The sequence below is a fragment of the Streptomyces sp. NPDC051913 genome (assembly GCF_044593635.1).
GTDB lineage: Bacteria > Actinomycetota > Actinomycetes > Streptomycetales > Streptomycetaceae > Streptomyces.
This window is the reverse complement of the sequence record NZ_JBIUCI010000005.1, coordinates 484,976-499,627: the sequence shown is the minus strand read 5'-3', so window position 1 is coordinate 499,627 and position 14,652 is coordinate 484,976. Positions and strand designations below refer to the sequence as shown.

Sequence of the window (14,652 nt, the reverse complement as noted above, 5' to 3'; positions counted from 1 at the left end):
AATGCATGGTGCACACGGGCGTTGGCGCCCAGATCGGGAAATTCCGCTTCTCTGCGCCTCAGGGGACGCCTGGCTGTCTTGCATGTGGCGATACCCCTCCCTCCTCGGTGAGGCACTGAGTGAGGCTCGCCTCAGCCGTGCTGACAGCCCGCATCATCGTGGACAGCACGGATTCCGGCAGGGCGCCCCGGCCGAGGCCGCCGTCGTGGACGATTGCCTCCAGCTCGTGGCGTGAGCGCTCGTTGGCCGGTGCAACGGGGTGGCGGAGGATTTCGCGTGCTGCGTACGCGTCGCGCGCCAGTGCGGTGTCGCTGACGATCACGTCGCACATGGGGCGCGCGAGGATTTCACAGCCTTCCGGCGCCAGGTCCATCGCCGCCAGGGCCAGCCGCACCCGGAACATACGCAGGTGGGGCGGGGTCGACTCCAGGACCTCCTGCACGGCGAGTGCCGTAGCGGCGAACCCTTTTGCTGTAGCGCGGCCGGCAAGGCGATCGGCGTAGTGGCGGAGGACCTGTGCGACGGCTTCCTCCCACGGCTCCGTGATCGTGGCCTTGTCGATCAGGGAGGTGGCCGTGTCCAGGGCGTCCGTGTGCAGGTTCGCCACGATGCGGGCTTGCCTGCTTCCGTACAGTCGCTCGGGATGCTCGTCGTAGGCGGTCGCGTGTTCGGCCGCCTCATGCCATTGGCCGGCGGCGACCAGGAGCCGGGTGCCGTCGTCGAGCAGGAGGTCGTGGAGCCAGGGCTGGATGTGGTCCAGGGCGGCGTCGGTGGTGAAGCCGGTGAGGTCGATGGCCTGTTCGTGGACGGTCACGCTGCCGCCGTCGCGGGCGGCGCGGTGCACGCTCATGAGTTGCTGAAAGGCGGCCTGCGGGTTGCCCGTTCGGGCGGTCAGCCGTATGAGGTTGACGATGGGCTGGAGGCTGGCGATGGCCGTGTCCCCGGTGACGGGCCATGCGGCCTGGAAGAGACGGAGCTGACGCAGGCAGAGGTCTGTCGCCAGGTCGGTCAGCCCGCAGTCGGAGGCGATCAGTGCGGACAGGTTCCAGGTGGCGCATGCGAGGTTGATCCGGTCGCGGAGCGGTCCGTCCTGCGCCGACTTCTTTGCGCAGGAGCGGACTTCGTCGAGCCGGGCGGCGAAGCTGGGGTAGACGAGGTGGGATCGGCTGACCAGCGGGAATCGCCTGGAGAGCCGACGGAGCCGTGCCTGCGGGTGCTGCGGCGGCGCGGTCACGACATGGGCCTTTCCACGAGGTCGGAGGGATGCAGGATCGCGGTATGTGCCGCGTGAGCGAGCACGCTCTGGGTGCGAGTGGGCAGGCCGAGCCGGTTCCAGTGGAAGATCACGTGGTAGGAGATGACCTCGCGCAGGCCGCGGTCGAGGGCTCCGTCCCGGGCGGCTGCGCCGAGGTCTCTTCCGGCCTGCCGAAACGCGCTCACCCAGTCGGCGGCGGACTTGAGGGTGCGGTCCGACTGGAGCATGGGGCCAGAGGGGCTGGTGTCTGCGATGAGCAGTTGTCGGAGGCTGTCGGCCATGGCGTGGACTTTGGCGGCCGGTACATCTGAGGGAAGAGGACGTTCCCGGCCGACGCGGTGCCACACGTCTCCTTGCTCGTACCACTCCAGTCCGGCGCCGCGCATCAGGGTGGCGCACAACAGCAGCGACAACTCCCGGCGGCCCAGCTCGCCATGCGGTGTGGTGAGGATGGCGTGGCTGTCGGCGTGGAACAGGGCATGGGCGATGTTCATGCTGGTGTCGCCGCCGAACGCCGCGGTCTCGGACTCGTAGATGCCGGTCCACCAGCGGTGGACTGGCCCGGCGGCCGTGAGTTCGTCGAGCATGTTCGGCAGGGCGAGGGGGAGCTGCGTCCCGTAGGCCGGGAGCAGTCGCATCCGCCAGCACGGGTGCTTACGGATGAACCACCACCCGGTGATCAGGCCGTCCTGTTGAGCCAGGTTCAGGATGGGGGCGAGGTGGTCGGCGGCGGTCTGTTCGGCCCTGGCCCAGTCGGTGAACTGGATGTACAGCTGATGCCATGCCTGGGGTCCCGCCTGCTGGGCGAGGGCCTGTTGTCCGGCCTGCTGGTAGAGGGCGACGGCGTCGTCCAGGTCGGTGGGCTTGAGTCCGGCGCGGGCTGCTGCGGTGTCCGTGTCGGTGCCGGCCAGCACGTCCAGCACGGCGTGCAGGGTCGCTTCCAGGTTGGAGGGGCGGTTTAGTCGATCAGTAGGCATGCGTCCCATCCCGAGGTCGGTGCAGCGTCGTGGGCTGCAGTGGTCAGGGCGAGGGCGGTGCCCGCGTCGCCTTGCAGGAGGCTGGGGTCGCCGCCCGGACGGGCGTGCCGGGTCAGTGCGGCGGCTAGGTCGGGCAGGGCGGCGCGCAGAGCGGGGGCGGCGGCGTCGTGGGCGGCGCGGAAGGCGGTCTGGTAGACGCCCGCCCAGCCGTGGCACAGGCCGGCGTCGGTGATCTTGGACAGCTGGTCGGGATCGGTCAGACAACGGACCAGGGTGTCCTCGTACAGGCGCTGGCGAGCCGGGTCGCGGCGGGTGAGGGCGGCGAGCTGTCCGGCGCGGGCGATGCCGGGGGTGCCGTAGCACCAGCTGGGTCGTGCCGGGCCGCGCTGGTCGGGACGGCCGGCGCGGAGTTCACCGAGGCGGAGGTGCTCGGGCCACCAGAATCCGGCGGGGCCGTCCTGCCGCCACGTATCGAGCCAGTCAAGGATGGTGTCGATGGCGTCTTCTTGTCCGTCGACCTTCACGTCGTGGCGCAGCGCGCGGGAAAGGAGCAGCAGCGGGCCGGTGATGCCGTGGGCGGCGCCAAAGTTGGCGTGGCCGGCGGGGACGGTGGATGGGGTGAGGTCGGGCTGGTGCGCGACCCACCAGCCGGGCAGCACGCCCTGGGCACCGTGGTGGATAGGGCGGGTGAGCTGTACGAGGTAGGCGAGGACGCGTGCCATCGCGGTGCCGGACGGGGACCGGCGCAGCAGGTACGCGCCGATGCCGGTCAACCCGTAGAAGAGGTCGTACTCGTGGAAGTTGGCCGGTCGCCCGTCTTGCATGCGAGTCCGCGCCGCGTCGCATCTGCGGTGGGCGAGTTGAGCCACGTGGTGGTCCAGAGTTGCCAGCGCGTCCTTGTACCGGGGTGCCTCGGCGGTGACGGCGCAGTCGAGCATGAATCCGGCAGCGGGCGCCCCCAGGTAGAGGCCGCTTGTGTCGCCGGCGCTGACGGTGGTGGCGACGGCGTTCTTGATCCACGGGTGTGCCTGCTGCCAGGTGCCGTCTCCGGTACGGGCGCGCTCGATGTGCAGGAGCGCGGATCCTGCGGCGCCGGCGGCTAGGTCCTGCGCCACCCAGGGCTGGTCTTCGGGTGGCGGGGCGGGCGTGGCCAGGTGGCGGGCGAAGCCGTCCGCCAGCAGGGCGGGACTGGTTGTGGTGGTCACGGCTGCCGCTCCCGGTGTCGCAGGGCGCAGGCCCGGGCGAGTCGGCCGGTGGCGCGTTCGTGCTCGGGGTCGGCGGGCAGCGCCCGGCGGCAGTGCTCGTCGAGCAGTACCCGCAGAACCCTGTCGGCGGCGGGCCGATTGGCTATTTGCTGCCGGTAGGCGGTCAGAGCGGCGGCCCGCTGCTCCCAGGCGGCGACGATTTCGGGCCCGCCTGGAAGAGCGTTCAGGGCGTTGTGCCCGGGATCGGCCAGCGCCAGGGCCAGGGCGCCGCGCTCCCGGGATATCGGGCCGCGTTCCTGAGGCAGGGCGTGGGGTAGCCAGTCGGCCGCTTCATTCGTGTCGCCGGTGAAGTGCACCGTCAGGTCGAACATGCTTGCCGCGGTCAGGGCCTGCCCAGTAGCGGCGTCCCCGGCAGCGGCGCGGATCTGCGCCACGGCTGCGGCAGAGTCCATAGCGAACACCCGCTGAGCCGCCTCCAGCGCGGGGCCGTGCCCGTACAGGCCGGTCTGCGGTGCGTGGGTGGTCAACTCCAGGCGAGAGGACAGGTGTTGTCGGCAGAGGTCTTCGGCCCAGGCGGTGACCTGCTGAGCGGTGGGGCCGAAATCGGCTGGATCGCCGACGTACAGGTACAGCTCCAGGTACTGGTCTCCATCCGGGCGACCGTGGTCGCGGTGGCGCCTGAACCACCACGGCGGCGGGGTAGCGAACCGGCCGAGCAGCGTGGGCAGATGGCCGGTCAGGATCTCGTCGTAGCGCTGGGGGTGCGCGAACAGCCGGGCGCACACGACGGCGGACTGACGGGGCATTGCGTGAGGGCCGGAGGGGACTTGGGTCAGGAGCGGTGTGTGGGCGTCGGGGGTGGAGTTCGCCAGTGGGATCAGGAGCTCGTGGGGGCGGCCGATCCAGGCCCAGTCCTGCGGGGTGGTGCTTTCGCGGAGTTCGACGGTGCGGTTGCGGTCCACGCCGGCGCGCAGCAGGGCGCGGTGAATGTGCTGGTCGAGGTCGAGGGGCAGCTGCTGGCCGTCCTCGACCAGGGCGAGGCGTGCGGGGACACGGAGCCGTTCGCGCCACCGGTCAAGCGCCGTGTCCCAGTCCGACATCGGGGCGGAGCGGCCGGGCAGGTCCTGGTCGGACAGCAGCCAGCGGGCCGGGGTGAGGATCGTCCGCTTGTAGCGCACCCGGGGCAGGTAGGGCAGGGTGGCGGCGACGCCGAAGGTGAACTTCCGGTAGGCAGCGCTGCGGGCGGTGGTGATTTCCGCAAGGAATCGGGCGAGCGGCGGGGTGTGGACGGAGGCTTCCAGCGCGTGCGGGACGCGCGGCTCGACATGCTGCCCGGTCGATAGGCGGACCAGGCAGAAGCGGCGGTCATCGGCTGTCACGGCGAGATCGTCGAGCGTGATGACGCCCGGCCCCGCCTCGTGGTGCTGGCCGAGGGGGATGATCTGCGGGAGGACCTGCAGAGTGCGGGAGACGTTCTCGTTGCGCCGCCGCCGCGGAGTGAAGGACAGCTGGGCGGCGAGTGCCCCGGGACTCGCGATCGCGTACGAGTCGGTGAGCGCGGTCTGAGCGGAGGGCGGGAGCAGGTGCGTGAACCTGCCCAGCATGCTGCTGCCGGGGCGGGGAGCTCCGGTGACGAGCAGCCGGTAGTCGCCGTCCCGTACGGCGTCCAGGGACGGGGCGTGGATCTCCACGGCGATCTCTGCCCGGGGCAGGGGCAGCAGCGGTTCGGTGTGGCCGGCGGTCAGGTCGGTGATCGTCGCCCGGGTGAGGACCAGCTCACTCTTCCCGGCGAGGATCGTCTCCTGGAGCAGACGCAGGATCTTCTCGTCCCGGTCGGTGACGTGATACTGCGGCCGGGCGCGCTCGGAGCCCAGGAAGCCGGCGGGCAGGCCGAGGCCGCTGTCGGCGACCAGGTCCAGGACGGGCACGGCGGCCCCGGCGCCGTACCGGTTGAGGAAGCGCTGGTGATAGTCGCGCCATTGCGGATACCCGTACGGATGGTGTGACAGCTGGTGCATGACTCCGGCGGCTTCGGCGGCTTCGTCAAGCAGGGCTTCGGGGATGCGGACGGTGCAGTCCAAGGCGGCGTCGACCAGCAGAGGGACGCGGCCGGTGGCGCTCACGCGATGCATGCTCTGCGCCAGCCGTCCCCCGGGTATCCAGGGGGTAGCGGTGTCCGGGTGGGCCAAGGTGCTCTGGATCGTGGCGAGTTGGCCGGTCAGCTTGGTGAGGCCGGGGATGTGGGCGGCGTCTGCCTTCTCCAACTCGTCGCAGAGGTGGGCGAGGGTGTCGAGAGACGTCATCGGGGGCCACAGACTGCTGATCAGGATGTGCTTGCCGAGCAGGTTGCCGATCAGGCCGGTGAGCTGGTCGGGGCGCGCGTCGGGGAACTGTTCGGCCAGCCGCTGCACGAGCAGGTCGTAGGGGATCGGGGTGCGGGCCGCCTCCAGCGCAGCGACCAATGGCCGGGTGCGGCGCACCGACAGCTCGACGGGTGCGTACCCAGGGGTGTGCGCGTCGGTGGGCATCCCCTCGACTACGTGTCGGTTGCCGCGTGTGCGGCCGGTGTTGTTGGCGACGACGGTCAGCCGGGCCAGGAGTTCGGGGCTGGCTTCCAAGCGGGTGATGACGTCCGTCAGCCAGTCGGCATCGGGCCGAAGAACCGTCCGGTACCCGTCTCCCCACTGAACGCCGGGGGACGCGGCCGGTTGCGCGGGGGCGACGCCGGCGAAGACCCCGAACGGGGTGGGCCGGTGGTTCCAGCGCAGGAGGTAGGCCGCCACAGACCGTACCGCTCGCCGGATACGGCGGGCGTCGGTGAGGCGGCCGTTGAGGATGTCGGTGACACGCTGGCACAGGATGGGGCTGGCTGCGGACAGGGCCTCGGGCAGTGGGTCGTGCCATACCTCGGCCAGCCACTGTCGCCCCTGGGTGAGGATGGTGCTGTCGTACAGGTCGAGGTCCGGCACCGCAATCGGTTGGGCGGCGGTGGAGGCGCGCAGCAGCATGCCAGGCTGCCACTGATAGGCGATGGGTGAGGCGTGGGCCACCGGTGCCCCTTTCCTGGTGGGGGTGCGCGGACGGGGTGCCGGGGCAGCAGCGGTGATCGGCTGCCGCCCCGACGGAGGAGAAGGGGTTGTCAGGCGGCGTCCTCGATGGAGGACTGGCAGGCGCTGGCCCCGTTCACGCAGGTGTTGCCGCAGCCGTCGCTGGTGGGGCACATGAGGACGGTGAAGGGGCTCTCGGAGATGACGACCTTGATGTCGAGCTCGAAGTCGTCGTCGGCGAGTCCGTCGGCCGGAAGCTCGGTCGGGGCGGTGGGGTGGTCGAGTACGGCAGTGGTCATGTGATCACTCTCTTTGTCCGGTGGGATGGTGCAGAACGCCCTGGCCTGTGCCGCAGTTCAGACGGTCGGCCAGGAGATCGAAATCCGGCTGTGCCGTTTGTCGATGATCCGGTCGCCGGTGATCCGGTCATCGGGTGTGCCCGCCGGGTAGACGGCGACGTGAGGGCCGTCGGCGCCGCGGACCTTTTCGCTCCAGGTGCGGAAGATGTCGGCGATTCGCTCGGCGAATTCGGCCGCGTCGGGCCCGAAGGCGTGGACGCCGTACTCTGCGGTCTTCCTCTCGGTGTCGCGGCGCACGACGGTGTAGGCGAAGTTCGGCCCGTCGATGGCGACCATGGACCAGCTGTTGCCCGTGGGGCCGATCTTGCCGCTGGCCTGATCGGGCTTGGTAGACATGAAGGAGAACTTGGGGACCTGCGTGGACAGGTACATCTGGAGGCTGCCGATGGGCTCCTGACTGGCGACGGTCACCCCGGTCCACGTCTCGGCGCGGGCGCTGTTCAGGACGCCGTCCAGTAGAGAGGGGTTGGCGGGCAGGCCCTCGTCGAAGCGCAGCGTGACGCCCTCTTCTCCGGGGAGCTGCATGACCTGCTGCGTGTGGCTACCGGCGCCTTGCACAGCGACGAAACCGCACACGTGGGCGCTGGTGGCGACGAGGTGGTCAGCCTGCCGGATGAACTCGTACGTGCGGGTCAGGCCGTTGACGCGCAGCGGCACGACGAGTCGGCCGTCGTCCTTGAGCTGGTCGATCCAGGCAGGCGGGATGTCCCAGGAGCCGACCGTCACCACGATCGCGTCGAAGGGGGCGTTCTCGGGGACGCCGCTCTCGGCGTCGGCGACGACGACGTTGACGCTCGTGTAGCCGGTCTCGGTGAGGAAGCGCCGGGCGCGATCGGCGGGCGCGGGGTCGATGTCGACCGTGGTGACCTGACCGGTGGGCCCGACCAGCTCCGCGAGGTAGGCGGCGTTCGGCCCGTTGGTGCCGATCTCCAGCACGTTGTCGCCCGGGCTGATGCCGGCCTGCTCCAGCTGCATCGCCTGAATCTGCGGAGCCGATACCGAGCTGGTGTGGTTACCGTGCTCATCCTCCTGCGTGATCACGGCGTTGTACGTGCTGTACGCGTCGCTGAGCGGGGCCTCAGGCACGGCAAGGTGCCGGGGCACCTTGCGCATGGCGGCCTCGACCGCGGGCGACACGATTGTGCCGTCCTCCTTGAGCTGGTCGACGACCTTGTTGCGGAGCAGGGTGGCCTCGTCGGGAGTCTCGGTCACATCGGTCATAGGGGGTTCCTTACGGGGGGCTTCGTGCGCCTTCGCCTCCGGCGGCGACGCCAACTGCAGGGTCGTTCGGCGATGGATACCGGCTGTCGGACGCCGGCTGTTGTTCAGCGCCCCAGGGGCAGCTCCTGAATCCGTTCGAAGGTGTAGGTGTGGAGGTCGGGATGCTGGGTTTCCATCACCAGCCACACAGACTTGATGCGCACGGTCATGTGATGGCGGGCGTGGCGCAGCAGGGCTGAGGCGAGGGCGTCTGCCCGGTCCATCTGGCTGAGGTAGTGGGTGTCGACCTTCCCGTAGGCGGCCGACATGTGGGGGAAGTACGGTTCGGTGGCCTCGGGCAGGACCAGGCCGGCGTTTGCCAGGCCGGCTCGGACTCGCAGATTCAGGTGCAGCGGCGGGTTCGAGGGGGCGTCATGGGGCCAGACGCGGGCGAGGACGGCGCTGCGGCTGAGCGCGACCGGGCCGATGTCGATCATGAACGGCTCCTGTTCGGCCAGATCGACGCGAAGAGCTTCGGCAGTGTCCTTGAGTTGCCGGGGACCGACGCGCTCGTCTGCGTAGTCGTGCGACAAGGCGCCCTGGATGGTCCAGTGCAGGTCACCGTCGGCGACCGGGGCCACGATGTCCTCGTACGGGCCGAGGACTTCTCGTACCTGCCGGAAGTAGTCGATCACCTCGGCCGGTGGCAGCCACAGCACATGCGGGCGGACGCTGTCCTCGGCGGGAGCACCTTCGGCACGCCATCGTCGGCCGGCACTCATGAACGCCCTCATGCTGCTGCCACCTCCAGCCCATGCAGGGCCTCGGCGCCAGGACCGTAGTGGGTGGTGTGTGCGCGAGTGGTGGCGGCGACGTTCTCCGTGACGCGGAGGGTGTCGATGCGCCGACGGCCGAAATCATCGGGCTTGCCCTTGGCGTCGCCCCAGTGCCCGCACCGCAGGAACTCCCCGGCCTGCCAGTCCGTGAGCGTCGGCACATCGGCGTCGTTGGGGTCGAAGATGCCTTGGTGGCGCAGCTTGCGGTGATCACGGTCCAGGTAGGGGCCGGGGCCGCAATACGAGCCGTCTGGGTGGCGGTCGCCGCTGATCGATTTCCAGTTGGCCGGGACCCCGCCGACCGCGTCGGGCTCCTGGAACAGCGAGTGCACGTTGTGGGCCTCCTGCAGCCGTCGTTTCGGCCGGAAGGGGGCGGCGTGGTACGAGCACCAGCGGGTGGGCGCCGGGACGCCGGTATGGAAGTCGGCCATGACCAGGGCGTGCCAGAAGTCGCTGCCGCCCTCGTACGTGCGCAGGCTGCCTGGTACCGGTTCGACGTCCGGCCTCCATAGCAGTCCGACGTGGCTGCGGTGGCGCGCGCCGAAGCCTGCGAGCAGTGCGGCGGATACGAGCTCGCTCTGTCGCTTATCGGCCCCGCGCCGCTGCGAGGCTCTCGGCCCGTTCACCGCAGACCTGCCAGACGGGGGGCGAGGCCGATCTTGGCTCGCGTCCGTGTAGCAGGGCGTGGTGCTGGTCCACGGTCCCCAGCAGGGGTTTACAGGAACGCGTGGGAACCCACGGGTGTTGGGCATGCGGATCTCCGGGGTGCAGACGTGACGTCCAGCGTCAGTGACCGCGACGCCCGGGTGCCCGTTTCCGGACGCCGTGGAGTCTAGCTGGGGCACGGCGGGGAGTTGGCTGCTCACCGGCTTGATCACGCCGGTCTGCTGATCACACAGCGCGGCCATGCGCGGACTCCTTCCGAGCTGTGCCGACGTACGAGGCTGCCTGGGTCAGGACCGGGTATTCGAGGGCCAGGGTCTGTGGTGCGGTCAGGCCCGGGGAGGTCAGTTGCCAGCCGTCGAACAGCCGGGTGATCTGTTCCTTCGTCCGCAGGTGGACGGGGCAGCCAGCCGCCGTCATGGTCTTGGCGAATCTGCGTACGGGTTTGCCCGAGAGGTCGGCGGTGGCGTGCGTGATGACGAGGGCGCTGCCGGTGGCGGCGACGTGTTTGTACTGGTCGACGAGGAGGGTCAGGGGCTGTGCCGCGGTGTCCTCAATGTGGTGGAGCACGCTCCCGAGGAGAAGGATGACTGGTTCTCGCCAGTTGATCGTCGCCAGGACTTTGCCGGAAGCGAGGATCGACTCGGGGGCGCGTACGTCAGCGCACAAGCTCTCGACGACAGCGGGTGGCTTGCCGGTTGTCATGGCGTCGGCGTGGGTGTGCACCAGCACGTCGTTGTCGATGCACACGGCGCGGGCGTCGGGATGAATGCGGGTCAGGACATCCACCGGCGTTGGGCCGTGGGGAAGGCCGCAGCCGAAGTCGACCAGCTGTCGGATGCCCGCGATGGCCAGGGCCTGCACCATCAGGAGCACGTACATGCGCTCGTGGCGGACGGCGCTCTCCAGGAACGGCATGCGGTCGGCCGCCTGAAGGGCCCCGTCACGGTCGACGATGTAGTGGTCTCGCCCGCCGAGCAGGTAGTTCTGCATCCGGGCGCTCGACGGCCGTGCCTGCAACTCGGTGATCGCAGCGGAGGGGTGGAGGAGCATCGGATGGTCAGGTCGCATGCCGCTCCACCTCGCCGGTGATCGTGTGGAGTTCGGGCAGACGCCACGACGGACCGTCCGGTGCACCGAGCCACAGAGTGTGTTCGGTCTCCGTGATCGTCACGCCCAGCTGCTCCACCTCTGGTTCTCCAGCTGCGTGCCACTGACCGAGCGCGTCGAACAGATCGGAGCCGAGATCGCGCGGCCCCCACTCGTAGATCCGGGGGGAGTGAAGGAAGACCACTGCCCGAGACGACTGGTGGTCATGGATACGCAGGCGGTCGGCAACGTCGCCTTCGAGTTGAGCAACGCCGCGCACGACCTGCATCCGGAGGTCAGGGCGAAGGAGGCCGGCGAACAACCGGGCCGCCGGCCGTACGTGGGCCCCCCTCGCGTCCAAGGCTTCCGACGACCTCGGGCTGCCCTGCGACTCGACGGCGGTGCCCTCACCAGGGCGGTGCCCGCGCAGCCACACGGTCTGCGGAGCCGGTCCGGCATGGAAACGGCCACTGGCCGACGCCCCGTCCCGCGCCACGGTCAGGACGAGCCGCGTGCTGGATCCGCCCAGAGCGGTACGGACGGGCAAGCACAGCCGGCCACTCGGACGAACTCGGGTGACCCACTCCCACGGCACACGGCGTACCGCACGATGGGACAGAAGCCCGTGGAACGCGCCCGCCGGCCCCAAGATCCCGGCGTCCGGCCCGCTGACCACTCGTACCCTCGGGTAGGGGTGCAGGCGCTGCCGGGCGATCTCGGCGAGACGCTCGGTGTCCGCGACCGTCACCACTTGGCCGCCCTGGAGGCGGTGGTCCAGCAAGGCTGCAGTCCAGCCGCAATCCGTGCCGATCTCGGCAACGGCCGTTCCCGGCACTGGAGCGAGCGCGGCTAGGCGTGCCGCAACGTCTTCTTTGGACGGGATCACGCCCGTGACGAGGCCAGGGCCGCCCTCCCCACCGTCATCGACGTCGAACACGAGCATCTCGGAGCGATGGACGAACTTCGCCCACTCGCCGGCGTTCTTGTTCCGGTCCACCCTGCGCCAGCGGCCACCTCGGTGCGTGCGGATCACGTGGGGCACGAAGTCCTGTCGCCGATCGCAGGTGAACACGTCCCCCGCGTGCTGGTGAACGTGGCCACTGCCCAGTCGCAGGCTGTCAGCCTCGACGCGGGCGTTCATGACTGTCCTGCCACGGCGACGACGGCTCGGGAGCTTTCATGGCCGGTCGCGGGGCCCAGGAGACGGAACTGCCACCCCCGCGCGACCGCGTGCGCGGCCGAGGAGGCGCCCAGCGCCCGCAACAGGCGTCGAGCGTCCTTGCGCACGTCGTCCAGCGGACACTTCTCGTCGGCCGCGATCTCCTCGACGGTCTTTCCGCCGGCGAGCCCTGCCAGGACGGTGCGCTGCTCCTTGGGCAGCTCGACGACGTAGTCCACAGGCCCGGGGACGTCCAAGTGCCCGAGACGGTAGGCGAGGTCCACCATGCCCGCCCACTCGGGAGTTCCCAGCTTTCCGCCGATCCGGAGGATGTACGTCTTGACCGTACTGTCGGACACTCCCATGTCGCAGGCCGTCTCTGCGGTCGTCCTTCCCTGAGAGATGCCCAGCAGAGCCTCCCGCTCCTGAGAGGAAAGGGGCGGCGAGATGGTCTCGTCCGGGGCCGGCATGGTCGTACTCCTTCGGTGTTCTGGCACAGTCGTCGTCTTATCGGGGCCGGCCCACTTTGCTGGTCGGCTGGTTGGGGCGTGAGCTACGAACCGCCGTAGAGCTGCAGGGCGAGTTCGGCGAGGACGTAGACGGTGGGCAGGCTGATGGCGGTAGCGAGGAGGACGGCGCCCTGGTGCTCGCGAGCCCGTTGCCAGCCACGTGGAACGCGCCCTGGGGGCGGCTCGTCTTTGCGGGGTGAGCCCGAATTCGGTGGTGAGGCCGGAGCACGGTGAATCCGCTGAGGATGCGCCGCGCGATAGGACCCGGTCATGTCACTCACCGTCCCGCTCGCAGCCCTGTTCGGCGTATCGCAGCAGGGTCTCGGTGTGGACCGCGAGACGGTATGCGTGCTCCCTCGCCGCCTTGAGCCCCTCTCCCGGAGCGACGTCGCGGGCCTCCTGCGAGCGTTCGATCGCCTCACCGCATGCGGACCACCCTCGACTCCCGGCGGAGAGCGATTCCAAGTGGATCGAGACATAGGGGACGAGCGTCGTGACGTAGCCGCTGAGCGCTTTTGTGACCGCCGCGAGGGTGTGCGGGTGTGGGTACACCCTCGCCTGCTCCCAGGACTTCGCCGCACGAATGGCTTCGCGGATACGCGTCGAATCGAACCCGGCGCACACAGCCCTGCCCCAGCCACCGACAACGTCGTCAGAGGCGGCGACAGTAGGAAGGACGGCGAGCAGCTCCCGCCCGACCTCGGACATCCGCCGATGCAGGAACGCCGCACGCACGGCGTCACCGGGAATCTCTTCGTCGAGCAGGGCACGCACGCGTACGACCAGTCGAGCAATTTCCAGGGAAGGCTCGTTGGCATCGACGGGAAGGACTGCTCCGAGCAGTCTCATCAAGTGGCCGCGCATGAGCAGCAGTTGGACGTGTCGCTCGTCCGGGTCTTCGCTGACGGAGGCAGTCTCGGCGAAGACCAGTCTGGTCACTTCGCGGTGAAGGGTCTCCTGCGCCGCGAGAGGCGACGGTCCGGGGGCCAGGGTCGACAGAACGGCCCTCAGGTCACGGTCCAGTTCCTGGAATGAGCCGCCCTCCGGCCAGGACGCGCCGTCCACTTGCCCACCGCTGGCCGTGGGGGCTGAGGTCATGGTGCGAGGCATAGGGGCAACTCCATTGGACGGGTTCGAAGTTGGCGATCGGGTCGTCGCCTCGACGGCCCCCAAGAGGAGCCGCCGAGGCATTTCGAGCCGCCACTCGCCGACAAGGGCGGTTCGTTCACGGGAGACACAGCGCCGCGGGATACACGGGAATCGTTCAGGGACCGCGGAGACGCCGGTACCGCCCCGTAGGACCCGGCCAGGACGTCCTGGGACGTCCCGCTAGCCGGATCGGAATGAGAGCCGAACGTTTCAACAGCACAGTGCTGTTCAGGCTGGCTCGCCCAGTCGAACTCGCCAGAGAAATCTGCAGTCTGGGAAGATGGCGGGGAAGCAGGTATCGGACGGGGCATTGTGATCTCGATCGTGTAGTTGAGTGGGGGCGCGCCAGCCGTGGATCAAGCGGGGGCAGAGTGCGCCAGGGTGAACCACACCTGTTTGCCGCTGCCGTCCTGAGCGAGATCTGCGCCCCATCGGTCGCTGACCGCTTCGACTAGTGCCAGGCCGCGTCCGCTGACGTCCCAGCCAGCAGCAGTTCGGCCGACCGGCAGTGCGCACGACGAGTCGGTGATGGCGACCCGAAGCACGTCCGTCGCGCACTCGACCTCCACCAAGACGGTGTCGGTCTCATGAGAGCTGCCGTGCTTCACGGCGTTGGCGAAGACTTCACTGGCGGCCAGGACCGTGTCGTTGATCGCGTCCATCAAGCCCAACTCCGTGAGGTGGTCCTTGACCAGCGACCGGACGTCAGCGGCATGCCGGTCCGACGCAGGGAACTCCACCTGAACGGTGGGGGAGATCTGTTCCCCAGTGCCGATTCTCATGCCGACCCCCCTGTGCCCTTCGAGTTCGTGGTCACGACTTCGAGATGGCAGGTGGGAGCATCCTTCAGCTTCGATTCGGGCCGGCCAGTCGGTCACGACGTCAAGCCCGAGCGCACTCCGAGTGCCCGCTGCCAGCCTCGCCGCAGGGCCGGTCAGCACGTGTAACTGGCTGCCCGGCATGGAGGAAGCGGTGTTGGTCTGCTGCGCTGTGAAGTGCATCGCCAGTCCTTGTCGTGGGCCTTGGTCGGTTGCTCCACTCACGCCCTACTGAGGGCTCACCCCCAGGGGGGCTGCCAAGACTGACGGCGAAAGGTGCCGCCTGCACATTCCGGGGGTGATATCACTTGTGTGATCCCGGTTCCGCCTGGAGAAGTTGAGGATGCGCTCACGCGGGGGAGGCGCGAGATGCAGGAGCAGTCACA

General features: G+C 69.4%; 13 protein-coding genes. All 13 read right to left on the bottom strand.

Going from position 1 to position 14,652, the window contains the following annotated elements:
• Positions 1-58: 58 nt before the first annotated feature.
• Positions 59-1,234, bottom strand: a complete 1,176-nt coding sequence (locus ACIHIX_RS18275) for a hypothetical protein (RefSeq protein ID WP_399956720.1) — start codon at positions 1,232-1,234, stop codon at positions 59-61.
• A complete protein-coding gene (locus ACIHIX_RS18270) occupies positions 1,231-2,232 on the bottom strand; it encodes a thiopeptide-type bacteriocin biosynthesis protein (RefSeq protein ID WP_399956718.1) in 1,002 nt (333 codons plus the stop codon). The genes ACIHIX_RS18275 and ACIHIX_RS18270 overlap by 4 nt, the downstream gene beginning before the upstream one ends.
• Positions 2,214-3,437 carry a lanthionine synthetase C family protein gene (locus tag ACIHIX_RS18265; RefSeq protein ID WP_399956716.1) on the bottom strand — a complete coding sequence of 408 codons (1,224 nt, stop codon included), beginning with the start codon at positions 3,435-3,437 and terminating at the stop codon, positions 2,214-2,216. The genes ACIHIX_RS18270 and ACIHIX_RS18265 overlap by 19 nt, the downstream gene beginning before the upstream one ends.
• The gene (locus ACIHIX_RS18260) at positions 3,434-6,487 is read right to left on the bottom strand and encodes a lantibiotic dehydratase (protein WP_399956714.1); all 3,054 of its coding nucleotides are present in this window, start codon (positions 6,485-6,487) and stop codon (positions 3,434-3,436) included. Before ACIHIX_RS18260 ends, ACIHIX_RS18265 begins: the two co-directional genes overlap by 4 nt.
• A gap of 89 nt (positions 6,488-6,576) precedes the next feature.
• Complete coding sequence (locus ACIHIX_RS18255) at positions 6,577-6,783, bottom strand: FxLD family lanthipeptide (protein WP_399956712.1); 207 nt, start codon at positions 6,781-6,783, stop codon at positions 6,577-6,579.
• A gap of 57 nt (positions 6,784-6,840) precedes the next feature.
• Complete coding sequence (gene fxlM, locus ACIHIX_RS18250; protein WP_399956710.1) at positions 6,841-8,064, bottom strand: methyltransferase, FxLD system; 1,224 nt, start codon at positions 8,062-8,064, stop codon at positions 6,841-6,843.
• A 104-nt stretch (positions 8,065-8,168) separates the two neighbouring features.
• Positions 8,169-8,825 carry a 2'-5' RNA ligase family protein gene (locus ACIHIX_RS18245; protein WP_399956708.1) on the bottom strand — a complete coding sequence of 219 codons (657 nt, stop codon included), beginning with the start codon at positions 8,823-8,825 and terminating at the stop codon, positions 8,169-8,171.
• An 8-nt stretch (positions 8,826-8,833) separates the two neighbouring features.
• A complete protein-coding gene (locus tag ACIHIX_RS18240) occupies positions 8,834-9,310 on the bottom strand; it encodes a hypothetical protein (RefSeq protein WP_399956706.1) in 477 nt (158 codons plus the stop codon).
• A gap of 460 nt (positions 9,311-9,770) precedes the next feature.
• Positions 9,771-10,613, bottom strand: coding sequence for an SAM-dependent methyltransferase (locus ACIHIX_RS18235; RefSeq protein WP_399956704.1), 843 nt, complete (start codon positions 10,611-10,613; stop codon positions 9,771-9,773).
• On the bottom strand, positions 10,603-11,772 hold the full coding sequence (locus ACIHIX_RS18230) for a methyltransferase (protein WP_399956701.1): 1,170 nt from the start codon (positions 11,770-11,772) through the stop codon (positions 10,603-10,605). Before ACIHIX_RS18230 ends, ACIHIX_RS18235 begins: the two co-directional genes overlap by 11 nt.
• Complete coding sequence (locus tag ACIHIX_RS18225; RefSeq protein WP_399956698.1) at positions 11,769-12,260, bottom strand: LuxR C-terminal-related transcriptional regulator; 492 nt, start codon at positions 12,258-12,260, stop codon at positions 11,769-11,771. Before ACIHIX_RS18225 ends, ACIHIX_RS18230 begins: the two co-directional genes overlap by 4 nt.
• 312 nt (positions 12,261-12,572) lie before the next feature.
• Positions 12,573-13,397, bottom strand: coding sequence for a DUF6415 family natural product biosynthesis protein (locus ACIHIX_RS18220; protein WP_399956696.1), 825 nt, complete (start codon positions 13,395-13,397; stop codon positions 12,573-12,575).
• Positions 13,398-13,804: 407 nt separating this feature from the next.
• A complete protein-coding gene (locus tag ACIHIX_RS18215) occupies positions 13,805-14,449 on the bottom strand; it encodes an ATP-binding protein (protein WP_399956693.1) in 645 nt (214 codons plus the stop codon).
• Between the last annotated feature and the right edge of the window lie 203 nt (positions 14,450-14,652).

Excerpts from the sequence above, each read along its gene's own strand:
- ACIHIX_RS18270 (WP_399956718.1), bottom strand. The coding sequence starts at position 2,232 with ATGCCTACTGATCGACTAAACCGCCCCTCCAACCTGGAAGCGACCCTG.
- ACIHIX_RS18230 (WP_399956701.1), bottom strand. The coding sequence starts at position 11,772 with ATGAACGCCCGCGTCGAGGCTGACAGCCTGCGACTGGGCAGTGGCCAC.
- ACIHIX_RS18255 (WP_399956712.1), bottom strand. The coding sequence starts at position 6,783 with ATGACCACTGCCGTACTCGACCACCCCACCGCCCCGACCGAGCTTCCG.
- ACIHIX_RS18220 (WP_399956696.1), bottom strand. The coding sequence starts at position 13,397 with ATGACCTCAGCCCCCACGGCCAGCGGTGGGCAAGTGGACGGCGCGTCC.
- ACIHIX_RS18225 (WP_399956698.1), bottom strand. The coding sequence starts at position 12,260 with ATGCCGGCCCCGGACGAGACCATCTCGCCGCCCCTTTCCTCTCAGGAG.
- ACIHIX_RS18245 (WP_399956708.1), bottom strand. The coding sequence starts at position 8,825 with ATGAGTGCCGGCCGACGATGGCGTGCCGAAGGTGCTCCCGCCGAGGAC.
- ACIHIX_RS18235 (WP_399956704.1), bottom strand. The coding sequence starts at position 10,613 with ATGCGACCTGACCATCCGATGCTCCTCCACCCCTCCGCTGCGATCACC.
- fxlM (WP_399956710.1), bottom strand. The coding sequence starts at position 8,064 with ATGACCGATGTGACCGAGACTCCCGACGAGGCCACCCTGCTCCGCAAC.
- ACIHIX_RS18215 (WP_399956693.1), bottom strand. The coding sequence starts at position 14,449 with ATGCACTTCACAGCGCAGCAGACCAACACCGCTTCCTCCATGCCGGGC.
- ACIHIX_RS18240 (WP_399956706.1), bottom strand. The coding sequence starts at position 9,310 with ATGGCCGACTTCCATACCGGCGTCCCGGCGCCCACCCGCTGGTGCTCG.